This is a genomic window from uncultured Hyphomicrobium sp. (genome assembly GCF_902826555.1).
Taxonomy (GTDB): Bacteria; Pseudomonadota; Alphaproteobacteria; order Rhizobiales; family Hyphomicrobiaceae; genus Hyphomicrobium_C.
The window spans coordinates 60,773-86,307 of the sequence record NZ_CADEFI010000011.1 but is presented as its reverse complement, the minus strand read 5'-3'; the positions used below and the strand labels follow the sequence as shown (position 1 = coordinate 86,307).

Here is a 25,535-nt window from a genome sequence, read left to right as displayed (position 1 = left end):
TATAGATGCCGCCCTTGCCATCCTTGTCGCCCGGATACCAGTTCTGCACCGTCGAATACTTGATCTCCGCATCGTCGAGTGCCACCAGCTCCACGACGGCCGCATGCAGCTGATGCTCGTCGCGCATCGGCGCCGTGCAGCCTTCCAGGTACGAAACGTAGGCGCCCTTCTCCGCGATGATGAGCGTGCGCTCGAACTGGCCGGTGTTCTTCTCGTTGATGCGGAAATAGGTCGAAAGCTCCATCGGGCAGCGCACGCCTTCCGGCACGTAGACGAACGAGCCGTCCGAGAACACGGCCGCGTTGAGCGCCGCATAGAAGTTGTCGCCCTGCGGCACCACCGAGCCCAGGTACTTCTTGATCAACTCAGGATGCTCGCGGATCGCCTCCGAAATCGAGCAGAAGATCACGCCGGCCTTGCGGAGCTCGTCCTTGAACGTCGTCACCACGGACACGCTGTCGAACACCGCATCCACCGCCACGCGCGCGCCCGAGACGCCCGCCAGCACCTCCTGCTCTTTGAGCGGAATACCGAGCTTCTCGTAGGTGCGGAGCAGCTCCGGATCGACCTCCCCGAGACTCTTCGGTCCGTCGGTGCCCTTCGGCGCCGCGTAGTAGTAGAGGTTCTCAAAATCGATCTTGGGATAGCTGACCTTGGCCCAGGTCGGCTCGGTCATGTTGCGCCAGCGCGCATAGGCTTCGAGCCGCCAGTCGAGCATCCACTGAGGTTCGCCCTTCTTCTCGGAAATGAAGCGGACGATGCCCTCGTTGAGGCCGCGCGGCGCCTTGATCGTCTCGATCTTGGTCTCGAAGCCGTACTTGTATTGATCGACGTCGATCTTCTTGACCTGGTCGATCGTCTCCTGAACAGCAGCCATTCACATCCACCTTTACAGTGCGGCCCGCCGAGGCCGGCTTTTTGAAGTCGTTACGCAGCGAGCGAGGCGCTGCCGCAAATTCGTGTCCAAGCGGCTAGGAACGCCGCGATCTCAGCTTCCGTCGTCTCGGGCCCCAGGCTGACGCGGATGGCGCTGCCCGCGATCTCGGGCGGCAGCCCCATGGCCGTGAGCACATGGCTCTCTGCGACCTTGCCCGAGGAGCACGCGGCACCTGCGCTGATCGCGACGCCTGCGAGGTCGAATTTGATTACCAGCGTTTCCGCAGAGACGCCGGGAAGCGCGATGGCCGCCGTATTGGGAAGGCGCGGCGCATCCGCTCCGATGATGACGGCTTCCGGCGTCGCGCGCTTGACCTCGGCCTCGAGCCGGTCGCGCAGCTTGGCGACACGCGACGCGCCCGCAAGCTCGTCGAGCGCAGCCCGTGCCGCTGCCCCGAACCCGGCGATGGCGGCGACATTTTCCGTCCCGGCGCGCCGGCGCAGCTCCTGTCCGCCGCCCGCGAACAGCGCCGGAAGCGTCACGCCGTTGCCGACAACGAGCGCGCCGATACCTTTCGGCCCGCCGATCTTGTGCGCCGAAAGGCTCATGGTCGACGCGCCGAGCGTCTTGAAGTCGATCGCGACGCGTCCCGGCGCCTGCACGGCGTCCGTATGCAGCCGCGCGCCGTTCTCTGTGGCTCGGAGGCCCGCGGCCTCCACATTCTGCAGCACGCCCGTCTCGTTGTTGGCGAGCTGGAGCACCAGAAGCGTCGCGGCGTTGAGAGGCGCGGACCCATAATCCGCAGTCCCGCCGCGCGTGACGGGAATATCGACGACCCGCGCCCCCCGGGCCGCAGCCATCGCGGTCGCCGGCGCTCGAACGGAATCGTGCTCGATACCCGCGAGCACGATCGTCTCCCAAGGCGCCGAGAGCGCCCACGTGTTCGCTTCCGTAGCGCCGCTTGTGAACACAACCTCACCCGCGTCCGCATTGACCAGCTGAGCCACCGCCTCGCGCGCCTCGTCGATCAATGCCCGCGCGCGCCGCCCCTCGGCATGCACCGAGGAGGCGTTGCCGAACACGTCGAGCGCCGCCACGACTGCCGCGCGCGCTTGCGGACGCAGCGGTGCCGTCGCGTTGTGATCGAGGTATGTGCGCGCCATGCTCACTGCGTCGGTCTCTCCAGAGTTGCGACGGACGAGGGGACATGCGGTGTGACGCCCGCAACAGGCGAGGCGACGGGAATGCCGTCGATGACGTCCTTGAGGCTGACGCTGGCAAGGAAGCTTTCGATGCGGTCGCCGAGCGCCGTCCAGAGATTGTGCGTGAGACACCTCTGGCCTTCGAGACACCCGAGCGATTGCTCGCCGAAGCAGCGCGTCATGCGCGTCCCTTCCTCGACGGCCGTCATGATCTCGGCGACGAAGATTTCGCCTGCCCCGCGCCCGAGCTTGTAGCCGCCGTGACGTCCGCGGACGCTTTCCACTAGGCCCGCGCGGCGAAGCTTCAGGAACAGCTGCTCGAGATAATCGAGCGAGATGTGCTGGCGCTGCGCGATTGCCGATAGCGGCACCGAGCTTCCCGCTCCGTGCTTTGCGAGGTCAGCCATCGCCATCACCGCATAGCGACCGCGTGTGTTGAGTTCCATGCCGTTCACCGCCCTGTTGCGCTCCCTTCGCGTGCGAAGGGCGCATACTGCTTGCAACCAACCACCCCACGTGTGCTAAGAGACGCGGGCAAGTGCGCCGCCTCACACGCTGGGTGCAGCCCGAAAGTGGATCGCCCGAGGGGGCGCCTCTCTTTCGAACCGTTCTAAACTTGCAACCGGAATATGAAAATTCCGAGCGGGGAAATCAAGCATTCTCTTGGGCACGATCTCGTGAATTCTGGATAACGCATTACGCGTGCCGAAGCGGCCCCGTTCCGAGCCCAGCAACCCCACGAATTTAATAGCGAACAGGACTTAGATGCCCGAGCTGATCATCAATGGGCCTGCGGGCCGCATCGAGGCCCGCTACCACCACGAGCCGGCCAGCGACAGCCCCATCGCCCTCATTCTCCATCCCCACCCCCAGTTCGGGGGGACGATGAACAATCAGGTCGTCTACAGCCTCTACTATACGTTCGCGCAGCGGGGATTCTCGGTGCTGCGCTTCAACTTCCGCGGCGTCGGCCGCAGCCAGGGCTTCTGGGACGGCGGCCCCGGCGAATTGGCGGACGCGGCCTCCGCGCTCGACTGGCTGCAGATGGTGAAGCCGGACGCCAAATATTGCTGGATCGCCGGTGTCTCGTTCGGCACCTGGATCGCCATGCAGCTCCTGATGCGCCGCCCGGAGATCGACGGCTTCATCTGCGTAGCGCCGCCCTCCAACCTGTACGACTTCTCGTTCCTGGCCCCATGTCCGTCTTCGGGCCTGATGGTCAACGGCGACAAGGACCGTGTTGTGCCGTCGAACTCGGTCGCCGAGCTGACCGGCAAGCTCAAGACGCAACGTGGCATCAAGATCGATCACGAGATCATCCCCGGCGCCAACCACTTCTTCGAGGACAAGACGCCGGAGCTCGAGACCGTCGTCGGCGGTTACCTCGACATGCGCCTCGCCAAGGCGCTGAAGGATCGCGAGACGCAGAAGGAGCGCGAGAAAGAGCGCGAGGCGGCCCGCGAGCGCGAGCGTGAGCGTGAGCGTGAAGAGGCGGCCAGCGGCGGCAGCAGCGGCGCCGCCGACGCCGACGATGGCGACGACGAGTAGGACTCGAGACAGCCTCGACCGGGCACGCCGCACCCAGGACCTGCGTCACCGGCACAATTGAACATCGTGCCCGGCCTCGCATAGCCTAGGCGCGGCGATGTCGTCGGCTGCTGCACGAGGTGCCCGTGATCCCGACCAACAACACCATCCCGTACACGGCGACACCGAGGGCGACCTGGACTCTCATCGGCCTGTGCATAGCCGCCTACCTCTATCAGGTGACGCTGTCGCAAGCCGATGCCGAGGCTTTCATCAATACGTTCGCCCTCGTCCCCGCGCGCTATACGGACGGCGCCTGGGCTGTGGCTCACGACGCAAGCCGCGCCAACCTCCTGCCGTTCGTCACCAACATGTTCCTGCACGGCGGGCTGATGCATATCGCGTCCAATCTGTGGGTGCTGTGGGTGTTCGGGCCCGCCCTCGAAGACCGATTGGGTTCGGATCGCTTCCTGGCGCTCTATCTCGCATCGGGTCTTGCCGCGAGCGCGCTGCACTTCGTTTTCAATTTCTCGTCCCCGGTGCCGGCCCTCGGTGCCTCGGGAGCGATCGCCGGTGTCATCGCCGCCTATGCCCGCCGCTTTCCCTATGCGTGGGTCAACATCCTGCAGCCGATCGTGATCTTGCCCGTATTTTTCATGATGCCGGCGCTGCTGTTTGCCGGGCTTTGGTTCGCGACCCAGGTCATGCAGGGATTGGGCTCGCTCGCCCAGCCGGGCGGCGGCGGAATCGCTTGGTGGGCGCACATCGGCGGCTTTATCGCCGGCTGGATCCTTGTCCGTCGCTTGGCGCCGGCCGCCAACCCGCTGCAGGAAACCCAGGCGGCGACACGGTCCGCGCTCTGGCCATGGACCACCTGGATGCGCTGGATGACCTGGTGGTGGCGCCGCTAGCTCCTGCGCACGAGGTCTCGCGGCGCGGCGCGATCGCCAAACCTGTCACAAATGTAAGCGCGGAAAGGCTTTCGCAGCCTTGACGCACCGCCGCGCCGGCTCGTTACATCGGCCTCGTGACAACGTGACATGGGGCGGTCGGTGGCAGACAATTTGAGCGCAAACGTCAGGTGGCACTGGGAAACCGTCCTTCGTCTGCTGCGGATGACGCCGGTCTGGGTCTTGTTAGTGCCGGCGGCGGGGGCGCTGGTCATCTATTGGCTCAACACTCTGCCGCGCATCGCCCCCTACCTGGACAAGGAGCATGCAGAGCTGATTTCGCCGATCATACTGGGCGTGGGTTTCGTATTCGCCATCGGCCTCGCGACGCGGCGGCCGGAGCCCTACTTCGATTGGCTGGCGCTGTTCGCACTGGCGCTTCTCCTGCGCGAGCTGCATTTCCGCGGCACCAACACCGGGTTCTACATCGCGCTTCCCTTGCTGATCTTCTGGGCTTCGCACGCGCGCGACCGTCTCGAGCCCTTCATTTCGAACAAGACCATCGTCACGCTTCTGATGTCGGTGCTCTGGACCTACTTCATCTCCAAGACCTTCGATCGTCATCTGTGGGACGGTCTGATGGTGGGCAGCATGTCGCGCGACCTGTTCGAGGAAAACCTCGAGATCCTGGGTCACACGCTCTTTGATGCGCTTGTTGTGGTTTCCGCCTTCGTCGACGGAACGCTGGCTTCGCTGCCGCCGCACGGGAAAGCATCGTAGCCGCCGCAAGCGCGAATTACGATGCCTTCTCCTTGGCGAACGGGGCCGTCACGATCTTGACGACGATCGCCGTCACGGCCCCGGCGATGAGTCCCACGATGGCCGCCCCGAATGCTCCCGCGATCCACGCCAGCGCTTCGCTTGCGGCCGGAATGGCGTTGCGCACCGCGTCGGACACGGCATGGATCACATGCTCGGGTGCGGTCACGCCGTACTCCGCCAGGCCGTGCACGAGAATGCCGCCGCCGACCCAAAGCATGGCGAGCGTGCCGACCACGCTCAGGATCTGCAGGAACGGCGGCATGCCGCGGACCAGCGCCCGCCCGATCGCCCCGGAGATGACCCCTCCGCGCTGCGCGAGCGCAAAGCCGAAGTCGTCGGCTTTGACCAGCAGGGCCACGGCGCCATAGACGGCGCCCGTCACCAGCAGCGCAACCACGCCGAGCACCAGTCCCTTGGTCACCAGATCCGGGTCTGTGATGTTGGCGAGAGCAATGGCCATGATCTCCGCCGACAGGATGAAGTCCGTGCGGATCGCGCCTGCGACGCGCTGGTCCTCGAGCGTCTGCGCGTCGAGACCCACCGCCGTGGCGATGGTCTTGGGTTCCGCCCCCGTGATCCAGTGCAGCACTTTCTCGAAGCCTTCGTAGGCGAGATAGAGGCCGCCGATCATCAGCAGCGGCGTGATGGCCTGCGGCAGAAACACCGTCAGCAGCAGCGCGGCCGGAAGCAGGAACAGGAGCTTGTTCTTGAGGGAGCCGAGGGCGATTTTCCCGACGATGGGGAGCTCGCGCTGGGCGGCCAGCCCCGTCACGTAGCGCGGCGTCACAGCGGCATCGTCGATGACGACTCCCGCCGTCTTCGAACCGACCTTGACGGCTTGCGCCGCAGCATCGTCGAGCGTGGCGGCCGCGACCTTGGTCAGCGCCACCACGTCGTCAAGAAGTGCAAGAAGGCCGCTCATGCGCCGGTCCCCGTTTAGCTTCGCTCCGAACGGGGTCAGATTGACCAGATCCGGGAAGCGGACGCAAGGAGAGCGGTGACGGACGGGAAGCGCGGCCTGGCTTAGGCCACGAGCAGCTGGCGCATGAAGCTCGCCGCATGCCGCCGCTGCGCCGGGAAAGTCCCCACAAACTCGGCAACGCTGCTCCAGCGCCGCTCCACCGGGCCGGTCGCGCCGAGCTGCGCCCGAAGCGCTTCGAAGCCCGCTTCCATTTCGGCCGTGGGTTGCTGCGCAGCCGGCTCCAGCCACTCCGGCCCGAGCGGCTTGGTGCCATCGTGCAGCACCATCTGCAGCAGCGCGTCCGACCCCGAGAAGCGCCGCCGGTTCTTGACGTCGTCCCCGAGATAGACGGTGACGGGCGTGCCGAAGCCGATGCAGGGCAGCGCAATGTGAAGACGACGTGTCACCACCAGCTCTGCCGTGCGCAAGGCATCCAGGAGCTTGGCCGCGGCCATGAAGCGCTTCTGCAGATCGGTGCGTTCGTCACCGGTCTCACTCGTGAGATGAACGGCCTTTTGCCGCACGTCGTCCGGAATGAAGGATTCCATCGCCGGCGGCACGTCGACGATCAAAACGCCCTCGCGTTTGGCGGGCTGGGCGAAATGCCGCCCCATCCAGGTCGTGAGACAGCCGGTGAAACGCGCATCGATGCCGTTCTGCCGCAGCACGTCGACGGAGTGGAGATCCCGGCAGCCGATGAAGGGATGCCGCCGCCATTCCGCAAGCCATGTCGGATTGACAAGCTCCGGCCGGCCGACGGCATGTCCGAAATAGTGCGGCACCAGGCTGCGGTGGGGAACGGCCGTATAGCGCTTGATCGCGAACCACGAGTTCATGATCAGCGTGTGGGGCTCGTCGAAGCGCACCTTATCGAGCGCGTCGCGGTCGACATACGCATCGACCTTCGGCAGCAGCAGCGCGGCCGCGATGGCCTGCACGTCGTCGCCGAGGTTTGGGGTCGTGAAGCCGAAGATGGCGTGCTTCAAGAAATTCTCCGCCGACGGTGTGAGGGATCGAGCGACCGTGTATAGCAGTCATGGACGGGCGCGAAACAGTGCGAAAGTGCCGCCTCTGCTTAATGTCGCGGCTTCGATCGGGTCGCGGGTCAAGATTCGGCGACAATGCCGCCCGAGAGCGCTCGGCTGACACCGGTCGTGCCCGGGAAAGTAATCGGCAGCCCGAGCCGCGCCCGCACGGCAAGGAAGGCCCAGGCTTCGGCTTCCACGCTGTCGCCGTCGATGTTGAAGGCCTCGGCAGGCCGGATCGGCGCGCCGACGCGCGTTTCGATCATGCGCATGAGCGTGGGGTTGCGCCGTCCGCCGCCGACGGCGATCCACAGCGCCGGCTTATCCGGGAAGTGCACCACCCCGGCCGCCACGGCCGCCGCCGAGAAGGCGGTGAGCGTCGCCGCCCCATCTTCCGGAGAAAGCGCGGCTACGGGGCCGAGATCGAAGGCGTTGCGATCGAGCGATTTGGGAGGTGCCCCGGCGAAGTAGGAATGCGCAAGCCACCCGGCAACGATGTCCTCGTGCACGGTCCCCGCCGCAGCCAGCTCGCCGTCCGCATCGAAGGCCTTGCCGAGTTTCGCCTTGACCCAGTCGTCGATCATGGCGGAGGCAGGCCCCGTATCGAACGCGAGCAGCGTGCCGTCGCGTCCGATCCAGGTTACGTTGGCGACGCCTCCGAGGTTCAGCACCACCAGCGGACGCGCGGAGATCTCGGCTGCGAGCGCCCGATGATAGGCTGGCGCAAGCGGCGCCCCCTGGCCGCCGGCAGCCACGTCGGCAGCTCTCAAATCGTAGACGACGGGCCGTCCGACCCGGCGCGCGAGCAGTGCGCCGTCGCCAAGCTGAACCGTAAGTCGCGCCTCCGGACGGTGCAGTACGGTCTGGCCATGGAAGCCGACGAGATCGATGCTGTCGGGCGTAATCTGGTGATCGGCGAGATAGTGCCCGACCGCTTCGGCGTGGAGCTCCGTCAGATACTGCTCGAGAAGGTGCAGGCGCCCTGGCCGCGCCGCGCGGTCTCGCAGGGCCGTGGCCTCCGAAAGCCCGTCGCGCAGCTTCTCGCGGAAGGCCTCCGAATAGGGATAGGTGGCCGCGAACCCCCGTCCCAGCACGCGCTCCCCGTCGGTTTCGATGAGGGCCACGTCGATCCCGTCGAGCGAGGTGCCGCTCATCAGGCCCAAAGCGCGCCAGACATCGCCCTGTCGCTTGCTCACGTGCCGCTCCTCATGCATGGTCCAGCCCAACTCGCGCCCGGTGGCGCCACAACTCGAAGGTCCTCGCAGCCCATCATGACGAATTTCCGATCCGATTTTCTCAAGATCCTGACCGAGCGCGGCTTTATCCACCAGGGCTCGGATTTGCAAGGCATCGACGACCTCGCCGCGGGCGGCAAGGTCGTGGCCTACGTCGGCTATGATTGCACGGCTCCCTCGCTGCACATCGGTCACCTGCTGTCGATCATGATGCTGCACTGGCTGCAGAAAACGGGCGCGGGCAAACCCATTGCCTTGATGGGAGGCGGCACCACGCGCGTCGGCGACCCGTCAGGCCGCGATGAGACGCGCAGGATCCTTACCCTGGAAACCATCGAGGACAACAAAAACCAGATCAAGACGGTGTTCTCCCGGTTTCTCCGCTTTGGCGACGGCCAGGCCGACGCCCTGATGCTCGATAACGCCGAGTGGCTGGCGAAGCTCAACTACATCGAGTTCCTGCGCGACGTCGGACGGCATATGTCCGTCAACCGCATGCTGTCCATGGACTCGGTGAAGCTCCGTCTCGATCGCGATCAGGAGCTCTCCTTTATCGAGTTCAACTACATGCTCCTGCAGGCGTACGATTTCGCCGAGCTCGCACGCCGCTACGGCTCCAATCTGCAGATGGGCGGCTCGGACCAGTGGGGCAACATCGTCACCGGCATCGATCTCGGTCGCCGCATGGGCGTTGTCCACCAGCTCTACGCGCTGACCTGTCCGCTCCTGACCACGGCCTCCGGCGCCAAGATGGGCAAGACCGCCTCCGGCGCCGTATGGCTCAACGAAGACCAGCTCTCGGCCTACGACTACTGGCAATACTGGCGCAACACCGAGGACGCCGACGTCGCGCGCTTCCTGAAACTGTTTACGCTGCTGCCTTTGGATGAGGTTGCGAGGCTCGCCGCCCTTGGTGGCGCCGAGATCAACGAGGCCAAGAAGGTGCTGGCCACCGAGGCGACTGCGCTGGTGCATGGCCGCGAAAAAGCCGAGGCGGCCGCCGACACGGCACGGACGACCTTCGAGCAGGGCGGCCTCGCTGCCGGTCTGCCGACTGTCGAGATCGGCGCGGCGGGTCTCAAGTCCGGCCTCGGCCTCCTGTCGCTCTTTGTCGACGCGGGGCTCGTCGCTTCCACGAGCGAGGCGCGCCGTCAGATCAAGGGCGGCGGACTGAAGGTCAACGACACGCCGGTTACAGATGAGAAGGCGAAACTGTCCGACGCCGACGTGACGTCCGAAGGCGTCATCAAGCTGTCCCTCGGCAAGAAGAAGCACGTTCTCCTGAAACCGGTGTGATGCTCGACCCCGGCCACGCGGGCACGCGCCGCACTATTGCTTTTTCTTCGGCTTGCTTGGCCCCGACGTTGTCGTTTCGGATGACCATCCGTCGGCGATCGCTGGCCGCTCGTCGGCAGACGAGGCTGCCGAGCTCGAGGCGCGCACATTCTTTTCCGCCGGCTGCGTTCGGTTGTCTCGCATCGGCTTGACCTGCGGATTTGGGTTGGTCATCTCCATGATGACGCGCAGGATGCCGGGCGTGAACATCGACAGTGGATTGACGAGAACCTGTGGGGCGGCCATGGGGCCCTGTATGGCGTACGTGATGCCGAACACGCCTTGGCAATCGAACCCGGCCACGATCGGTCCCACGAGAGGAATGTCGCAGACGGCGGCATTGATGCCTTGCAGCGGAACGTACGTACCGCCGAGGCTCAGGCGGCGGCTGTTGTAGTCGACCGTGCCGCGGATCGAGGCGCCAACCAGGGGGCCGCGGATGTAGGAATCGTCGAGCACGAACTGGCCATGTCCGACCGAGAACGGCGCAGTCAGGCGCTGGAACTCGAACACCTCCCGCTCCATCTTCCGCTTCCGCCCCCCGTCCGAGCTGCCGCCCTCCACGCTCGAATAGACCTCGGAGATGATCGGATCGCCGAGCACGCGGAAATCGTCCACCCACAGCTTGCCGCTCTTGTCCGCCGCGCCTTGCCCCTGCAGTGCCATTTCGAGCCTGAGCCGACCGCCTTGCATGTTGGGGTAGAACCCAATCATCTTGAAAGCCTGTCCCGCATCGGCGGTCTCGGCCGTAACTTTACGCTGACCGTCGTCCTTCATCTGCACGATGAGGATCTTTCCGCCATCCAGGTTGCCCTGCGCGTCGATGGCGACAAGCTGGTCGCCACGCTCCGAGAGCGTCACCTTGTAATCCCTGAGCGAAACATCCGAATGGCCGAGCACTGTGCCGATCTCAGCCGTGAGATCCACGCCCTTTGCCGGATGCAATGGCTTGATTTTCGTTTCCGATGTGCCGAGCGACAGCAGCGATCGGAACAGATCCCTGCCGTCGAAGGTCGATCCCTTGGCCTTGATCTTCCAGATGCGATCAGCGCCGATCTTCCCGGAGACCTCGAGACGCGACACGACGTTGATGGAGAAGTTGGGAAACGTGAACTCGCTCACTTCGCGCTTGTCGTCCACCGTGAGCGATCCGTCGACGGCGATGTTGTCGCCCACTAGCCGGAAATTCGTAAGGCCGATTTTGTTCGGATCCGAGGCGTCGACGTCAAAGTCCAGGGAGGCGGTACGGCCAGCGGGTTTCTGCCACGCCAGATCGGTGAACAGGAGTTCGGAATTGGTGAGATCGGCGCGCACGTGCACGGCCGCCGGTTGATCGGTCTTCTGCGTCACCGTCACTTCGACGTTCACATCGCCCTGCACCAGGTGATTGACATCGAGGCCAAGCTGCGTGCGGTCGGCGTTGTCGAGCTTGGCCGAGATCCGGATCGGCGGTTGCATCTCGGGCGCGGCATCCAGGATGCGGTGCATCTGCAGTTTCGTCGGCACGCCGTTGACGATCATGTCTCCTTTGGCAATGACGCCGATATCGGAGACGTTGATCTCGATGGTTCCACCCTGCAGATCGAGATTGTGCTCCTTGCTTTTCCCCTTCACGTCGGTGATGCGCGCTTTGCCTTCCGCCTTCACGATGCCCCCGCCGCTGACCAGCGGCATGGCGATCTTGATTTCTCCGTCCACCTTGCCGTCGATGCCGGCGATCGGCAGCGGTCCCTGGCCGGTGAGATGAAGCTGGCTGTGATTGAGCGTATCGATCAGGATCGGAAGCGAAGTCTGAGACTTGAGCGCAAGCTCCGCGATCGGCGCCTCGTGCGTGACGTCCACGACCGTGAATCGCACGCCCTTGAGCGGCAGCTGGCTTGTCTCGCTGCCGATGATGACGGCCTGTGGGATGGTCAGCTCGAGCGAGCTGTTCTCGAGCCTGATTGTCGCTTGATCGGCCTCGATGGGGAGGCTCTTCGGCAGTGGATGCATTCGGAGATTGGCGACGTCCATCTTCGCGGACAGGCGCTCGCGCGCAGGCGGAGCAGCACCTGCGTCTGCACCCTGCTCGGGCTCGAGGAAGCGTCCCGAGAGGAGCTTGAGCGAAGCCGATTGCAGGCTCGCTTGTTCCACTTGCATCCCGACCCACGAGCGCGCCGCGGGAGCCGCCGCACGGGGCCACAGCGCCTTGAGTGTCGCCACCGGCATGGGCGAAAGTGCCGCTTCCACGCGCGTGCTGGGCGTACCGCCACCGGTGATCACCTCACCGTTTGCGGTCACCTCGCCGCCGCCGGCCTTGAGCGAGAGCCCCGCGAGCTGCACGAGTCCTTCGCTGGGGATGATCCGCCCCGTGGCCTTGAAGCTCTCGATCGGGATCGGCGCCACCCCAAACTCTTCGGCAGAGAGCACGCCGTCGATCGATTGCACCCCAAAATGCCATTGCTGCTCGCCGGTCTGTGTCGGCTCGCCGGAGACCGCTCCTTCGAGCGTGACGCGGCTCCCGGCCCAGTTGAGCGTCGAGGGCGCAAGGACGAGACGGCGCGCGTCCGCATCGTAGTTGAGCGCAAGCCGTCCGCCGTCGAGAAGCACGGGTGTATCGGAGAGCGAAGGCGACCTGATGAACCCGCGGCCGAGATCGACGCTGAGGCTGGCCGTCTTGAGATCGCCGACGTTGGAAAGGTCGAGCGCGAGCTCGCCCGCCATCGGCGTATCGAACAGGGCGAAAAGGCTGAGGCTGGGAGAAATCCGCGCCAGCGTGCTAGGAACGAAATCCTTCACCGTCGTCGTCAGCTTGAAGAAGTTGCCGCGCGTGGATTCGTCGGTGCGGAAGGCAAGCGTCCATGGCCCCTGCTCCGACGAGAACGTCGCCTGGCCGGAGATGATGCTGCGCCGTTTCATGTGCTCGAGATCGATCGACGCCTCGGGCACGCTGATTTGGCTCGTTTGACCGTTGTAGGTGATGGTGACGGTGGCGTTGCGGACGCCGATCTCGCGGATGGGCGAAGAGCGGGCGCCGTCGCGTCGGGCGCGCGCCGAACCCTCGGCAAGGATGCGCGCGATGTCGATGCGGTGGAACGAGGGTGGGATCGCTGCGGACCCCGGTTGGCTCTCCGACCCAGGCGGCCGCGCCGGCGTGGGCCTCGGCGGAACGATGGGCGGCTCCGCGTCGCTCGGCGGCGCCTCGGCGATGCTGAGCGAAAAGCCTTGCGTCTCGCTGTAGGCAACGGCCAGCCGCGGCTCGATGAGATAAACGCGTTCCGGCGCCGCCTCGAGCCGCAGGAGCGCCCCCTTGTTAAGCTCCACGGCAGCCGTGGGCGCCGACGCAACCAGGTCTCCGTCCCGCTCGCTGAGGCGCAGGTTGATGAGGCGTAGCTCAACCGTGTAATCCTCGGCCAGCGTCAGCACGGCATCGTCGATGGCGGCGGCGAAGCCGTCGAGCTGCGAGTTGATGCTCGCTTCGATCCGGTCGCCGAACATCTTGAGCGAAACGGGGCCATGCAGCAGGCGCACGTAGATGATCACCGAGGCCGCGAGCGACAACAGCACCACCGGACCGAGCACGAGAGCGAGCAGGTGGGCGGCGCGCCAGAAGCGTTGGCGCGTCTCGCTGTCGGGGCGCCGCTGGCGCAGCGCCGTGTAGGGGAGGTCCCCGGCCACTCTCGGCGGAGCCGGCCTCTGCTGTCGCGTGTTGCCGGAGCGGTGTGTCGTCATCCCCAGGCGTTCTCCGGCCGACGAGGTAAGTGGATCGAGTTAGAGGCCGGGGAAGTCACAAACTTCGAGGCCGCGCGTCACGTCTAATCGCTCGAAGGTTTTGCGGGACCCCTTCCGGTCGATCAAGTCCGATTGCATGGTGTGCGGCACCTGGACGATCCTGTACGCCCAGAGAGTGACAGGACCGCGTCTCGGATCGATTGACTGTGCCGTGACGCTGCTTGGCGTCTCGAGCTCCGGGACCGGAAACGTCGAGAACTTTTGTGCCCCCCAATGCAAGCGTTGGATGTGGCTCACCAAAAGCGACGAAAGAAAGGCGCTGCATGCTTAACGAAGGCGATACGGCACCCCTGTTTGACCTGCCGTCCGATGGTGGAGGGCGCCTGTCCCTGAAAGCCTTCCGCGGGCGTTCGGTTGTGCTCTATTTCTATCCTAAGGACGATACCGAGGGGTGCACCATCGAGGCCAAGGAATTCAGCGCGTTGACGGCCGCCTTCGAGCGGGCGGGTGCGGTCGTGATCGGCATTTCACCGGACAGCCCGAAAAGCCACGACAAGTTCAAATGCAAGCATGCGCTGGATCTGCACCTCGCGTCCGACGAGGAGAAGACGGTGGCTGAGGCCTATGGCGTCTGGGTCGAAAAGCGGATGTACGGCCGGACGTTCATGGGCGTCGAGCGGGCGACGTTCCTCATTTCTCCGAAAGGGAAGATCGAGCGCATCTGGCGCAAGGTTTCTGCCAAAGGGCACGCCGACGCGGTGCTGGCGGAGCTGGCCGGCCGGGGAAAGTCAGGCTAATGACGAATTTGCGAAGAGCTCACGAGCTCGATTTTTTCGGCCGGCCGGCGCCTGCGCGAACTGATGCACAGAAACTATGCGCCAGCAGGGCGGAATGCATAGACTTGGTGCGTTGAAGATGGGATGACCCTCATACGAAAGTGTGGTAGACGGCGATGGGGGGAATACGCGTGTGTTGCCGTGCAGCACACGATCGGGGGCTTGGCTAACAAGCCAATCTTGCAAGCCGAAAAGCGAACAGAATTCGCGAAGTTTTAATGCGTAACCCGCGGAGGTTCAACGGATGCTGCCTCAATTCCGCAAGTCGGAAAATGATAGCGTCGTCAGGTCCCAGCCCCAAATGCAAAACATCAGCACATCACCATCCACTCCATCCTCATTGGGCGTGAGGCCCGTGGCAGCTCAGTTCCGCCCCGGCAACGGTTCGGGCACGTCCGTGATCGGCGTCGACCTCGTGATCCAGGGCAATCTCACCTCGAAGGGAGAGGTCCAGATCGAGGGCGAGGTTCAGGGCGATATCTACGCCACCCACGTCGTGATCGGCGAGCGAGCCCGCGTGACCGGCGGAGTGATTGCCGAGGAATGTGTGATCCGTGGCCATTTGCTCGGCACCGTTCGCGGCCGGCGCGTGCTGCTGCAGGGCTCCGCCCACGTCGAGGGCGATGTCTATCACCAGACCATGGCCATCGAGCAGGGCGCCTTCTTCGAGGGTAAGTCGCGCCGTACGGATGATCCCCTGGCTGGATTGACGCGCACGACGCCGGAACCGGTCGAGGCAACGCCGTCCACGCCGCCGCCGCTCTCCTGAGCCAAACTCGAGATACAAAAAAGCGCGCCCGGATCCCGGCCGCGCTTTTTTCTTTTTTGAAAGAGCGACGAGGCTCGAGCCCCTGCCTACGGTTTTTCGTCCGCCGCGGCGCACTCGCCCGTCCCGATCACGCGCTCGATCTCGAAGCAGAGATCGCTGTGCACCTTCTGCACCGAGCGGATCAGCTTGCTGCGCTTGTCCCACGTCACGCGGTGCGCACGTTCTTCTGCCGCCTCCAGTTCGAGCATGCGCTGTGCCTGCAGCGTGATTTGTTCAAGAAGCTGCTTGCAGCGGTCTGACGTGATGAAGGCATAAAGCTCGGCCGTCTTCTCGTCACGCTTCTCGTTGCCGACGCGCAACTCATGCGTTTCGAGCACGTGACGCCGAAGGATCTGCGCCAGCGCCAGCACACGCTGCGGGTTGGCGATGATGACACCGTCCTGCACGTGGATCTGTTGCGCCCCTTGCGGAAGCTTGTTGCAGGAAAGGATGGCGTGCTCCGCCCGCTCGCCGAGCTGATCCGCGCGCAGCTTTGTTACGAACTCGTTTTTCCACGCATTGCGGCTCTTTGAATCGTAGACGATCTTGCCGCACACCTGTCCGTTGCGGATCACTTCGTGAATGACGTCCGCGCCCTGGAGTCCTTTCGCCACGCGCCGGATGCGATCGCCTTCGAACGCGCCCCGCAAAAGCTCGAAGAGGTCCGCCTCGGGACCTTCGCCGATCTCCTGCGCCGTCTTGTTCTCGATCTGCTTCTGCAGCAACGCCAGCTTCTCTTGCAGCTTCTGACGCTCGTCGAACGCCTTGGCTTGCTCGGCGAGCACGGCGACCGTCTTCTCCTGCTCGGCCAGCTCCCGCTGCTGGCTGAGAGCCGCCTCCGCCGTCAACCGGGACGCTTCGGCGGACAGCCGGGCCTCTTCGGCGGCCTTGAGACGCGCCGCAAGCTCGGCTTCCAGCGCCAGCTTGGCCTCCGTCTGCAGCCGGGCGGCAAGCTCGGCCTTTTCGCGCGCGAAGTCCTCTTTGAGGCGCGCCGTCATTGCCGCATGCTGCTCGCGCTCCTTCTGGGCGATCCGGTCTCGAATGGCGGAGAACTTCTCGTGCGGGATCGCCTGATCGCACCAGGGGCAGCGCTCGTCGCCCTTGTGCGGGGATGAATGAGCGTGTTCCGGCGTATGATCGAACACGGGGACGGCAACGGGCTGCAGCAGGGACATGGGGCCAGCACTCCGATTGATAGCGGGCAAACAGCCTAGACGATTCGCACGGAAAAATGTTCTTGATTTGTTCAACTTGTCGTCACATTGGTATCAACCTGTGGATAAGTCACAGAAAAATTGGCATAAATATTTGATAAAAAAGGGTGTTCCACTTCAGGTGAACAGGTGAGAACATTGTCGATTAATCGCCTCTGCGGAGCCCCTTCATGACACCCGATGTCGAGACGGTTGTCATCGGCGGCGGCGTCGTCGGGCTGGCCGTGGCCCGTGCTCTGGCGGAGGCTGGACAGGAGGTCGTCGTCCTGGAGCGCCATGGCGCCATCGGCCAGGAGACCAGCAGCCGCTCGAGCGAGGTCATCCACGCCGGCCTCTACTACCCGCCCGGCAGTCTCAAAGCGCGCTTGTGCGTCGAGGGGCGGCGCCTCCTCTATGCGTTCGCCGCCGAGAACGGGGTTCCCCATGTCCGCTACGGAAAGCTGCTCGTCGCGACGACCGCGGAAGAGCTGCCGCGGCTGGACGCGCTGGCGGCCACCGCCATTGCCAACGGCGTGACGGATCTGACCCGCCTGAGTGCCGAGGCGACACGCGCCCTGGAGCCCGACGTCGCCTGCGTCGGGGCCTTGCTGTCGCCCTCAACCGGCGTGATCGATAGCCACGCCCTTATGGTGGCGCTCGAGGGGCATGTCCGCGCGGGCGCGGGCAACGTCGTGCTGAACACGGAGGTGGTGGGTCTTCGTGCGCACCATGGAGACCCCTTCGAGATCGACATCGTCAGCGCCGGCGAGCGGGCCACGCTTACGGCGCGCAATCTCGTCATTGCCGCCGGCCTCGGCGCCACGCGGCTCGGCAAGATGGTTGCGGGGAGGGGATATGAACCTCCCGAAACCTACCCCGCCCGCGGCCACTATTACACGCTCGAAGGCGCCCGCCCGCCGTTCCGCCACCTCGTCTATCCGCTGCCGCATGAAGCCTGGCTTGGGATCCACCTGACGCTCGATGTGGCAGGCGCACCCCGTTTCGGTCCCGATCTTGAATGGCAAGATGAAGCGAGCACGGTGTTCGACGAGGCGGACGGCACGCGGCGCGCGCGATTTGAAAAGGAGATTCGCCGTTATTGGCCGGCATTGCCCGCTGACAGGCTCGCGCCCGGCTATGTCGGCGTCAGGCCCAAGATCTATCGCAGCGGCGAGCCCGCACCCGACTTCGCCATCCATGCGGTGCGCGAGCACGGTATTCCGCATCTCGTCGCACTCTATGGCATCGAAAGTCCGGGCCTCACCTCGTCGCTTGCCATCGGCGCATACGTTGCGACGCGAATTGGCGCGTAACAAAAACGAAGAGGGCGGCCCATCGAGCCGCCCTCCAAAAGTCGGGACCACTGTCGGTGCGTGTTATGGCGCCGGAGTGGGCGAAGCGTCGGGCACCGGAACCGTGATGGTCGGGATCGGCTGACCCTGCTCCTTGGCGAGGTAGGTCAAGCCGCCGAAGATCACCAGGAATACGAGAGCGGTCACGATCGCGTTTCCGAAGCGGTTCGAGAACGACAGGAAGTTGCCGATCAGGTCGACCACGAACACGACAGCAGCCGCAATCAGAACGGGCTGCAGCCACTTGTAGTCAGCGGGCAGGAACTCCACCGGGCTCGGCGGCACGTCGGCCCGCGAGAGGTGATAGAGCACGCCGAAGACCACGGCGAACACGATTGCCGTCACAAGCGCATTCACAAAACGGTTCGAGAAGGACAGTGCATTGCCGATCAAGCCAATGACGAAGACCACACCGGCGGCGATGAGCACGGGCTCAAGCCAAATGTATTCGCTCGGTAAAAACATGGATATTCCCCCAGTTTCTCGCCACCCGGATTCTGTTTTCGATGGCGGCTAATCCTTACCCCAGGGGCCTGCCGTTGTCATGCCGCTTTCTGGACGACTCATGTCTTGCGCGCGTCATGAACGGGCGCCAACCTGGAGTTTCGTCTCGAGCGCGGCCGAGGCCCTCGACATCGCAAAGCAGAATATCCAAAACACTGCAGCAGCAAAGAAATACCCGGTGGCTGCCGTCTGCGGCGACGACCATTTCGCGTCCGCCTGCACGCTTTGCTCGACGATTCCGATCAGATCAAAAAGTCCGATAATGAGTACAAGACTTGTGTCTTTGAACAGGGCGATGAACGAGTTCACGATTCCGGGAATCACCAGCCGAATGGCTTGCGGCAGAATAACGAATGCCATTTTCCGCCAATAGCCGAGACCGAGGGCATCCGCCGCCTCGTACTGCCCGCGAGGAATGGCCTGCAGCCCGCCACGAACGACCTCCGCCAGATAGGCGGCCGAGAACAACGCCACGCCGACGAGCGCGCGCAGCAACTTATCGATGGTGACGTCGGGGGGCAGAAACAGAGGCAACATGACGGATGCCATGAACAGCACCGTCACCAGCGGCACGCCGCGGACCAGCTCGATGTAGGCGGTCGACGTCCACCGCACGAATGGCAGCTCGGACCGCCGTGCAAGGGCGAGCAGGATGCCGAGCGGGAACGAAGCCGCAATGCCCACAGTGGCGATGACGAGCGTCAAGAGAAGTCCGCCCCACAGATCCGTGCGGACCAGCGGCAGGCCAAGCACGCCGCCGCTGAGCAGGATGAATGCGAGCAAAGGAAATACGAGCAGTACGTAGGCCAGGATCGCCGGCTTGCGCGGCACGCCGGGCACGAACAGCGGCACCACGCCCGCGAGCGCCAGCCCATACGTGAGGTGCACGCGCCAGAGTTCGGCCTCGGGATAGCGGCCGTAAAGGAACAGGTTCATCTTGTGCGTGATGAAGGGCCAGCACGCGCCCGCTCCCTCCACGCGGCAGGCCGATCCGTCGCTCCCGGTGAAGACCGCCCGGATGAAGGCCCAGTCGATGAACGCGTACGCCACATGCGCGATCAACGCCATCAGCACGAGGCTCACGACGGATTGCAGCAGGGTCGGGAAAAGCGTCGCTCGAAGCTTTCCGCCCCACGTTTCGAACGGGGTTGCGCTGCGTTCGCTCTTTGCAGTTGAAATCCGCATCGCCTCAGCGCTCCGCCCAGGCCGTGCGGACGTTGAACCAGTTCATCAGCAGCGCCGTCGCGAGACTGATGGCAAGATAGACGGCCATCGTGATGAGGATCACCTCGACCGCCTGCCCCGTCTGGTTGAGCACCGTTCCGGAGAAGACCGACACCAGATCGGGGTAGCCGATGGCGACCGCGAGTGACGAATTCTTGGTGAGGTTGAGGTATTGGTTGGTGAGCGGCGGGATGATGATGCGCAGCGCCTGCGGCAGGATGACGAAGCGCAACGCTTGCCTCCGGCTGAGGCCGAGCGCGGCAGCAGCCTCCCGCTGCCCCTTCGGCACGCCGTCGAGCCCCGCGCGCACGATCTCGGCGATGAACGCAGCCGTGTAGGTCGAGAGCCCGATCAGAAGCGCGAGAAACTCCGGCTCGATCGAAAGACCGTCCTCGTAGTTGAAGCGTCCGAGTTGCGGCGTGGCAAGCGTCGCCTTGAGCGCCAGCAGCACCGCAAGAACCGGCAGCAGAACGACCAGCCCTCGGCCCACGACGTCCACGGGGTCGGCCGGCTCGTCGGCCCGCGCGCGCCGTCTCCTCCAGAGCCACGCCGCTCCGATGAGCGACAGGCCGATCACCGCGGCAACCAGCCCACCGCCGTTTTCAACGACGAGGCGCGGCAGATGCAGCCCGCGGGTATCGAGAAAGGCCCCGCCCGGAAGCGCGAGCGCGCCCTGCGGCATGGGTAACGCCCGGAGCACGGCCACATACCAGACCAGGAGCTGCAGCAGCAGCGGCACGTTGCGCACCACCTCGACATAGGCGAGGGCGAGCCGCGACGCGAGCCAGTTGGGCGATCCCCGCGCGATGCCGAGCGCGAAGCCGAGCACGGTCGCCAGCGCGATGCCGAGCACGGCCACCAGCAGGGTGTTCGAGAGACCCACGAAGAAGGCCCGCGCATAGGTGCTCTTGCTGGTGTAGGGCACCAGCGTCTGCGAAATATCGAAGCCTGCCGTGCGCGCCAGGAAGTCGAAACCGGAGGCGATATTTTGCTTCTCGAGGTTGGCGGCCGTGTTGCGCACCACCTCGACGAAGAGGAACACCAGCACCAGCGCCAGCAGCGCCTGGAATGCCAGTGCGCGCATCTTCGGATCGTAAGCCGCATCGATCCAGGTCTTGCGCGCGAGCCAGCGTTTGCCCCCTTCGCCTGTCATCGCCCTAGCCTCATCTGACCGGCGGGGCGTACATCAGCCCGCCGTCCTTCCAGAGTGCATTGCGTCCGCGCGCGATTTTGAGCGGCGACCCTTGTCCGAGATTGCGCTCGAAGCTCTCGCCGTAGTTGCCGACGGCGCTCAGGATCGACACGGCCCAATCATCGGCGAGCCCGAGACCCTTTCCGTATTCGCCCTCCGTACCGAGCAGGCGGCGGATTTCGGGATTGGAGGAGCTGCGCTGCGCTTCGACGTTGCTCTGCGTGACACCGAGCTCCTCCGCGTTGATTATCGCGAAAAGCGTCCAGCGCACGATGTTCGACCATTGGGCGTCGCCTTGGCGCACGGCCGGGCCGAGAGGCTCCTTGGAGACGAGATCCGGCAGCATCACGTGCTCTTCGGGGTCGGTGAGTCGCGTCCGCTCGGCGATCAGCTGCGAGCTGTCGGTCGTGAACGCGTCGCAACGCCCGTTGGCATAGGCGCCCAGCACCTCGACCAGGCGCTCGTAGACAACTGGACGATAGGTGAGGCCACGCGTCGCGAAGAAATCCGCGAGATTGAGCTCGTTCGTGGTGCCGCTCTGCACGCAGATGCTGGCGCCCTTGAGCTCATCGGCGGACTTGAGGCCGAGCGACTTTCGCACCATGAACGCCTGCCCGTCGAAATAGAGGATACCGACGAAGTTGAGGCCCAGCGACGTGTCGCGGCTCATGGTCCAGGTCGTGTTGCGCGAGAGGATGTCGACCTCGCCCGTCTGCAGCGCCGTGAAGCGCTCCTTGGCGTTGAGCGGCACGAAGCGCACGCGGGTGCCGTCGCCGAAGATCGCCGCCGCGACGGCACGGCAGAAGTCGATGTCGAGTCCCGTCCAGTTGCCCTTGTCGTCAGGTGCGCCGAAGCCGGCAAGTCCCGTGTTGACGCCGCAGACCAGCTGTCCCCGTTTCTTGACGGCTTCGAGCGTCGAAGACTGCGCCACCACGGGTGAAGCGCCGAGCAGCAGCGCCGAGAGAAAACTTAGCGTGCAAAGGAATGAGGAGGTTGCCCGCATTTCAGTGTCCAAGGATTTGCGAGAGGAATGCGCGCGTACGCTTGTGGCGCGGAGCCTCGAACAACGCTTGCGGCGTGCCGTATTCCACGATCTCGCCGCGGTCCATGAATACGACGCGATCCGCAACCGCGCGCGCAAAACCCATTTCGTGCGTCACGACCAGCATCGTCATGCCCTGGCTCGCCAGCTCGATCATGACGTCGAGCACCTCCTTCACCATCTCGGGATCGAGCGCGCTCGTCGGCTCGTCGAACAGCATGATGCGCGGGTTCATGGCCAATGCCCGCGCGATGGCCACGCGCTGTTGTTGCCCGCCGGAAAGTTGCCCAGGAAATTTCTCGGCCTGATCGGCGATGCGCACGCGTTCGAGCAAAGCGCGGGCACCCTTTTCGGCATCCGCACGCTTCACGCCGCGCACCCACTGCGGCGCCAGCGTGAGGTTGTCGAGCACCGAGAGATGCGGAAAGAGGTTGAAGCTCTGGAACACCATGCCGACCTCGGAGCGGATGGTCTCGAGCGTGCGAAGATCGCGTGTGAGTTCCGTTCCGTCGACGACGATGCGTCCGTCGTCGTGCGTTTCGAGCCCATTGAGGCAGCGGATCAGTGTCGATTTACCTGAGCCGGACGGCCCGCAAATGACGATCTTTTCGCCCTCGGCAACCTCGAGGGAAATATCCTTCAGGACATGGAAGTCGCCGAACCACTTCTGAACACCTTCGAGCACCACGGCCGGTGCAGGTGATGTCCGCGCGGAGGAATGAGGAGTGGCGTCGTTCATCGACTCTCGTCGGTTGCGGAGGACTGCGTGCACTATGCCCGACGAGGCCTGCTATTCAATGCTCGCTTCGCACGTGCGCGCGATTGCCCCACCGATTCGGCGTGCGAATTAAAGGTCGCGGCCGAGAAACAGGAGTTCGCGCCCGTCGATCACGACGGCACCGCGCTCGAGAAATCTGTTGGCGAGGTAGAAGCCGACGTTACGCATGCTGCGCGCGGTCACGACATGAACGCCTGGCGCGCTGCCTGCGCGAGCCATATCGGCAAACGTGTCGACGAGGCGGGCCCCGATGCCGCGCCCCCGCCAGTCCGCGTCGAGGTTGACATGGAGCTGCGCCGGGTAGCGGGCGGTGAGATCGCGGAAGCGATGAAAGAAGGCGAGATCGGCGAACACGGGGTCACGCGCCGGATCCTGAAGGCTTCCCACCAGATAGCCGACCATACGTCGCTCGGGCGTCAAGGCAACCAGGGCGAGTTGCGGAAAATGTCGAAGATAGCGGCCGAGCCAGCGCTCGCGAAATGCGGCCTTTTCGGCGGTATCCGCAAAAGTTTGCCGCGCGCTCGACATGAAGAAAATGCCGTCGAGCTCGCGTGTGAGGCGATCGAGCTCGGGCTCCGGCCCGAGCTGGTCCCAGCGGCAAATCTCGACGTCAGGCATGCCCATGTCTGAGGAGAGGCCGCTGAAACAGGGAACGCCTGCTATTCCGCGGCCGCGCGAAACGCCTCCGGCTTGGCCGTAGCAAGGGCCGCAGCCGCTGCCGACCAATAGCGCGCCTCTGCTTCCGCGGCGAGCTTTTCCTTGCGGAAGGCATCGATCCATTCCCAAACCAGTAGGGGATTGGTTTCGGTCAGCGCGGCGAGGTCTTCCGGAGATTTGGAAAGCACGGTGCTGGCGAGGCGCCGCAGTTGCGCGGCTTCGATGAGATCAGGCGCCGGTACATACCCCAATTCGCGAACCCGGCAGGCGCCGTTTGATGTGGTGCGTGATGTGGTGACCCGTTGATGACGCATGATTGTCGCCTCCAATGCACAGCGACAGTAGCGCCGGGACCGCCTGCAAATTAGGCAGAACCGTAGCCTTTCCACAGCTTCCGCATGCTGCGATGCAAGATTCGCTTGACACCGCTGTTGTGCGTTGCACCTCCGCGAGCTGCGAAATGTTGCCAGACTCGCCGCGGAGATGGACCGGCAACCCTAGGCGCGCACAAGCAAAATCATCCGCGCGACGTGCGGCCCGTCGAGCGCAAAGCAGCGCAGCAGATCGGATCAGGCTTACTCGCTGGCAGCTTTAACCGGTCGTGGCGGGCGTCTGAGGAACGCCGGCACATTTCCAGCGAAAGCGCCCACCGCGGCCTTCGACGGCTCCGAATCGGGAGCCCGGGGCGGCCTTGCACGCGGCGCCTGCTGAACAGGACGCTCCTCACGGCGGGCCTCGGTCCTCGGATCGGCGGTGTCGGGTCGCGGCGCCTTCGCATGCTGCTGCGGCTTGGCGCCATCGCGCCGCGCCTCGGGACGCCGCTGCTCGCGGCCGCCCTCACGCGGAGGCTTGGCGTCTGCGCCACGGCTCGTCTCTGCGGGTGCGCTGGCTTGGGAAGCACTGTTGCGCCGCTCGCCGCCGTGGCTCGGGCCGGCAGTGCGCCGTCCCTCCTGACGTCCGCCCTCGCTGCGCCCGCGGTCACCGCGGTCGCCACGTCCGCTCTCGCGCGGTGCTCCCGTGCGCCCGCCGCGTCCACGGCCGCGGCGACGCTTGCCGGCATCCGCGAAATCCTGCTCGCTCGGCGGCTCGCCGATCCACGCCGCCGTCTCTCCGAGCATCTTTTCGATGTCCTTGAAGCTTTTGAGCTCCTCGGTCGTGACGATCGATTGCGCCGTGCCCTCGCGCCCCGCGCGTCCGGTGCGTCCGATGCGGTGCACGTAGTCGTCCGATTGCCACGGGAGATCGAAGTTGAACACGTGCGACACATCGGGAATATCGAGCCCGCGCGCCGCGACGTCGCTCGCCGCGAGAATCGTGATGTCGCCGTTACGGAAGCGGTCGAGCGTCTCCATGCGGCTCTTCTGGTCCATGTCGCCGTGCAGCGCGCCGGCGTTGAAGCCGTGCTTGAGCAGCGACTTCAGCAGGATTGCGACGTCCCGCTTGCGGTTGCAGAAGACGATGGCGTTCTTCACGTTATCCGCGCGGATCATGTCGCGCAGCATCTCGCGCTTTACCCAGTCCTCGCTCTCGGGGCAGAAGCGGAAGCTTTGCGTGATGGTCTTTGCCGTGGTCGCCGGACGGGCAACCTCGATCCGCTCCGGATCGCGCAGGAACTGATTGACGAGACGCGTGATCTCCGGCGGCATGGTGGCGGAGAAGAAAAGCGTCTGGCGACGCGGCGGCAAAAGATTGCAGATCTTCTCGATGTCGGGAATGAAGCCCATGTCGAGCATGCGGTCGGCTTCGTCGATGACGAGAATTTCGACGCCCATCAGCATCAGGCGTCCGCGTTGGAAGTGATCGAGCAGCCGTCCCGGCGTCGCGATCAGCACGTCGACGCCGCGGTCGAGCTTGCGCACCTGATCATCCATCGACACGCCGCCGATCAGAAGCGCCACGTCGAGCTTGTGATTGACGCCGTACTTCTCGAAGCTCTGTGCCACCTGCGCCGCGAGTTCGCGCGTCGGAGCCAGGATGAGCGAGCGCGGCATGCGCGCTCTTGCACGCCCGGTCTCGAGCCGAGCGATCATCGGCAGCACGAACGACGCGGTCTTACCCGTGCCGGTCTGTGCGATGCCGAGCACGTCTCGGCCCGTGACCGCCACCGGGATTGCCGCGGCTTGAATGGGCGTCGGGGAGGAATAGCCGGCCGCGGCGATCGCGGCCTGAACCTTCTGGCTGAGCCCCAGCTCAGCGAACGTCTTCGTATCCAATAAACTAAGTCTCCATCATGCGATCTCTCTTGATCTCGAGCGCGCGCACGCAACCGGAAAAGCGACCCACATTCGAATTGAGTGGGTCTCCGGGCGCAGCTTCGAGACGACGAGAGCGCAGGGGAATGGCAGATGCCGCAAGCGGGCAAAT

Annotated in this window: 23 protein-coding genes; 7 read left to right on the top strand and 16 right to left on the bottom strand. The window is 64.7% G+C overall.

All coding sequences use genetic code 11. The annotated features are described in order from the left end of the window. The 3 genes from sufB to QZV93_RS07290 all read right to left on the bottom strand — a co-directional run. Window positions 1-877 (bottom strand): Fe-S cluster assembly protein SufB (gene sufB / locus QZV93_RS07300; RefSeq protein WP_295557210.1); only part of this gene is annotated, 877 nt, incomplete at its 3' end. Between the two features lie 50 nt (window positions 878-927). Beyond that, complete coding sequence (locus QZV93_RS07295) at window positions 928-2,040, bottom strand: cysteine desulfurase family protein (protein ID WP_295557209.1); 1,113 nt, start codon at window positions 2,038-2,040, stop codon at window positions 928-930. Window positions 2,041-2,042: 2 nt separating this feature from the next. Continuing rightward, window positions 2,043-2,525, bottom strand: a complete 483-nt coding sequence (locus tag QZV93_RS07290) for an Rrf2 family transcriptional regulator (RefSeq protein ID WP_295557208.1) — start codon at window positions 2,523-2,525, stop codon at window positions 2,043-2,045. A gap of 319 nt (window positions 2,526-2,844) precedes the next feature. On the opposite strand from QZV93_RS07290, the gene QZV93_RS07285 reads away from it, so the two are divergent. From QZV93_RS07285 to QZV93_RS07275, 3 genes are all read left to right on the top strand, one after another. Beyond that, window positions 2,845-3,627 carry an alpha/beta hydrolase gene (locus tag QZV93_RS07285; protein WP_295557206.1) on the top strand — a complete coding sequence of 261 codons (783 nt, stop codon included), beginning with the start codon at window positions 2,845-2,847 and terminating at the stop codon, window positions 3,625-3,627. A gap of 125 nt (window positions 3,628-3,752) precedes the next feature. Further along, window positions 3,753-4,517 (top strand): rhomboid family intramembrane serine protease, encoded by a 765-nt coding sequence (locus QZV93_RS07280; RefSeq protein ID WP_295557204.1) that lies wholly within the window; start codon window positions 3,753-3,755, stop codon window positions 4,515-4,517. Between the two features lie 141 nt (window positions 4,518-4,658). Continuing rightward, complete coding sequence (locus tag QZV93_RS07275) at window positions 4,659-5,276, top strand: hypothetical protein (protein WP_295557202.1); 618 nt, start codon at window positions 4,659-4,661, stop codon at window positions 5,274-5,276. A gap of 16 nt (window positions 5,277-5,292) precedes the next feature. Here QZV93_RS07275 and QZV93_RS07270 read toward each other — a convergent pair whose 3' ends face one another. The 3 genes from QZV93_RS07270 to QZV93_RS07260 form a co-directional block, all read right to left on the bottom strand. Beyond that, a complete protein-coding gene (locus QZV93_RS07270) occupies window positions 5,293-6,240 on the bottom strand; it encodes a DUF808 domain-containing protein (RefSeq protein WP_295557200.1) in 948 nt (315 codons plus the stop codon). A 101-nt stretch (window positions 6,241-6,341) separates the two neighbouring features. After that, window positions 6,342-7,265: a polysaccharide pyruvyl transferase family protein gene (locus tag QZV93_RS07265; RefSeq protein WP_295557198.1), complete on the bottom strand. Its 924-nt coding sequence runs from the start codon at window positions 7,263-7,265 to the stop codon at window positions 6,342-6,344. A gap of 119 nt (window positions 7,266-7,384) precedes the next feature. Continuing rightward, on the bottom strand, window positions 7,385-8,500 hold the full coding sequence (locus QZV93_RS07260; protein WP_363156726.1) for an anhydro-N-acetylmuramic acid kinase: 1,116 nt from the start codon (window positions 8,498-8,500) through the stop codon (window positions 7,385-7,387). A 75-nt stretch (window positions 8,501-8,575) separates the two neighbouring features. On the opposite strand from QZV93_RS07260, the gene tyrS reads away from it, so the two are divergent. Continuing rightward, a complete protein-coding gene (tyrS, locus tag QZV93_RS07255) occupies window positions 8,576-9,835 on the top strand; it encodes a tyrosine--tRNA ligase (protein WP_295557195.1) in 1,260 nt (419 codons plus the stop codon). A 33-nt stretch (window positions 9,836-9,868) separates the two neighbouring features. On the opposite strand, the gene QZV93_RS07250 is transcribed toward tyrS, so the two are convergent. Next, the gene (locus QZV93_RS07250) at window positions 9,869-13,585 is read right to left on the bottom strand and encodes an AsmA-like C-terminal region-containing protein (protein ID WP_295557194.1); all 3,717 of its coding nucleotides are present in this window, start codon (window positions 13,583-13,585) and stop codon (window positions 9,869-9,871) included. Window positions 13,586-13,908: 323 nt separating this feature from the next. On the opposite strand from QZV93_RS07250, the gene QZV93_RS07245 reads away from it, so the two are divergent. Together QZV93_RS07245 and QZV93_RS07240 are read left to right on the top strand one after the other, a co-directional pair. Continuing rightward, window positions 13,909-14,382 (top strand): peroxiredoxin, encoded by a 474-nt coding sequence (locus QZV93_RS07245; protein ID WP_295557193.1) that lies wholly within the window; start codon window positions 13,909-13,911, stop codon window positions 14,380-14,382. Window positions 14,383-14,776: 394 nt separating this feature from the next. Further along, window positions 14,777-15,190, top strand: coding sequence for a polymer-forming cytoskeletal protein (locus tag QZV93_RS07240; RefSeq protein WP_295557191.1), 414 nt, complete (start codon window positions 14,777-14,779; stop codon window positions 15,188-15,190). Between the two features lie 86 nt (window positions 15,191-15,276). Here the strand turns inward: QZV93_RS07240 and QZV93_RS07235 are convergent, their stop codons facing one another. Beyond that, complete coding sequence (locus tag QZV93_RS07235) at window positions 15,277-16,404, bottom strand: DUF2130 domain-containing protein (RefSeq protein ID WP_295557189.1); 1,128 nt, start codon at window positions 16,402-16,404, stop codon at window positions 15,277-15,279. A gap of 209 nt (window positions 16,405-16,613) precedes the next feature. Here QZV93_RS07235 and QZV93_RS07230 point away from each other — a divergent pair, with 209 nt between their 5' ends. Next, window positions 16,614-17,735, top strand: coding sequence for an NAD(P)/FAD-dependent oxidoreductase (locus QZV93_RS07230; protein ID WP_295557188.1), 1,122 nt, complete (start codon window positions 16,614-16,616; stop codon window positions 17,733-17,735). Between the two features lie 63 nt (window positions 17,736-17,798). Here QZV93_RS07230 and QZV93_RS07225 read toward each other — a convergent pair whose 3' ends face one another. The 8 genes from QZV93_RS07225 to QZV93_RS07190 form a co-directional block, all read right to left on the bottom strand. Continuing rightward, on the bottom strand, window positions 17,799-18,239 hold the full coding sequence (locus tag QZV93_RS07225) for a hypothetical protein (RefSeq protein ID WP_295557186.1): 441 nt from the start codon (window positions 18,237-18,239) through the stop codon (window positions 17,799-17,801). A gap of 114 nt (window positions 18,240-18,353) precedes the next feature. Continuing rightward, entirely contained in the window at window positions 18,354-19,346 is a 993-nt protein-coding gene (locus tag QZV93_RS07220; RefSeq protein ID WP_295557216.1) for an amino acid ABC transporter permease, read from the bottom strand. Window positions 19,347-19,467: 121 nt separating this feature from the next. Then, complete coding sequence (locus tag QZV93_RS07215; protein ID WP_295557184.1) at window positions 19,468-20,655, bottom strand: ABC transporter permease subunit; 1,188 nt, start codon at window positions 20,653-20,655, stop codon at window positions 19,468-19,470. A 10-nt stretch (window positions 20,656-20,665) separates the two neighbouring features. Beyond that, window positions 20,666-21,697, bottom strand: a complete 1,032-nt coding sequence (locus QZV93_RS07210; protein ID WP_295557182.1) for an amino acid ABC transporter substrate-binding protein — start codon at window positions 21,695-21,697, stop codon at window positions 20,666-20,668. Window position 21,698: 1 nt separating this feature from the next. After that, the gene (locus QZV93_RS07205) at window positions 21,699-22,475 is read right to left on the bottom strand and encodes an amino acid ABC transporter ATP-binding protein (protein WP_295557180.1); all 777 of its coding nucleotides are present in this window, start codon (window positions 22,473-22,475) and stop codon (window positions 21,699-21,701) included. Between the two features lie 108 nt (window positions 22,476-22,583). Beyond that, entirely contained in the window at window positions 22,584-23,132 is a 549-nt protein-coding gene (locus QZV93_RS07200; RefSeq protein ID WP_295557178.1) for a GNAT family N-acetyltransferase, read from the bottom strand. 41 nt (window positions 23,133-23,173) lie between these two features. After that, window positions 23,174-23,485 (bottom strand): hypothetical protein, encoded by a 312-nt coding sequence (locus QZV93_RS07195; RefSeq protein ID WP_295557177.1) that lies wholly within the window; start codon window positions 23,483-23,485, stop codon window positions 23,174-23,176. Window positions 23,486-23,746: 261 nt separating this feature from the next. Beyond that, complete coding sequence (locus tag QZV93_RS07190) at window positions 23,747-25,384, bottom strand: DEAD/DEAH box helicase (protein WP_295557175.1); 1,638 nt, start codon at window positions 25,382-25,384, stop codon at window positions 23,747-23,749. Between the last annotated feature and the right edge of the window lie 151 nt (window positions 25,385-25,535).

Excerpts from the sequence above, each read along its gene's own strand:
- QZV93_RS07295 (WP_295557209.1), bottom strand. The coding sequence starts at position 2,040 with ATGGCGCGCACATACCTCGATCACAACGCGACGGCACCGCTGCGTCCG.
- QZV93_RS07290 (WP_295557208.1), bottom strand. The coding sequence starts at position 2,525 with ATGGAACTCAACACACGCGGTCGCTATGCGGTGATGGCGATGGCTGAC.
- QZV93_RS07285 (WP_295557206.1), top strand. The coding sequence starts at position 2,845 with ATGCCCGAGCTGATCATCAATGGGCCTGCGGGCCGCATCGAGGCCCGC.
- QZV93_RS07270 (WP_295557200.1), bottom strand. The coding sequence starts at position 6,240 with ATGAGCGGCCTTCTTGCACTTCTTGACGACGTGGTGGCGCTGACCAAG.
- tyrS (WP_295557195.1), top strand. The coding sequence starts at position 8,576 with ATGACGAATTTCCGATCCGATTTTCTCAAGATCCTGACCGAGCGCGGC.
- QZV93_RS07250 (WP_295557194.1), bottom strand. The coding sequence starts at position 13,585 with ATGACGACACACCGCTCCGGCAACACGCGACAGCAGAGGCCGGCTCCG.
- QZV93_RS07245 (WP_295557193.1), top strand. The coding sequence starts at position 13,909 with ATGCTTAACGAAGGCGATACGGCACCCCTGTTTGACCTGCCGTCCGAT.
- QZV93_RS07235 (WP_295557189.1), bottom strand. The coding sequence starts at position 16,404 with ATGTCCCTGCTGCAGCCCGTTGCCGTCCCCGTGTTCGATCATACGCCG.
- QZV93_RS07230 (WP_295557188.1), top strand. The coding sequence starts at position 16,614 with ATGACACCCGATGTCGAGACGGTTGTCATCGGCGGCGGCGTCGTCGGG.
- QZV93_RS07225 (WP_295557186.1), bottom strand. The coding sequence starts at position 18,239 with ATGTTTTTACCGAGCGAATACATTTGGCTTGAGCCCGTGCTCATCGCC.
- QZV93_RS07220 (WP_295557216.1), bottom strand. The coding sequence starts at position 19,346 with ATGGCGTTGATCGCGCATGTGGCGTACGCGTTCATCGACTGGGCCTTC.
- QZV93_RS07215 (WP_295557184.1), bottom strand. The coding sequence starts at position 20,655 with ATGACAGGCGAAGGGGGCAAACGCTGGCTCGCGCGCAAGACCTGGATC.
- QZV93_RS07210 (WP_295557182.1), bottom strand. The coding sequence starts at position 21,697 with ATGCGGGCAACCTCCTCATTCCTTTGCACGCTAAGTTTTCTCTCGGCG.
- QZV93_RS07205 (WP_295557180.1), bottom strand. The coding sequence starts at position 22,475 with ATGAACGACGCCACTCCTCATTCCTCCGCGCGGACATCACCTGCACCG.
- QZV93_RS07200 (WP_295557178.1), bottom strand. The coding sequence starts at position 23,132 with ATGCCTGACGTCGAGATTTGCCGCTGGGACCAGCTCGGGCCGGAGCCC.
- QZV93_RS07195 (WP_295557177.1), bottom strand. The coding sequence starts at position 23,485 with ATGCGTCATCAACGGGTCACCACATCACGCACCACATCAAACGGCGCC.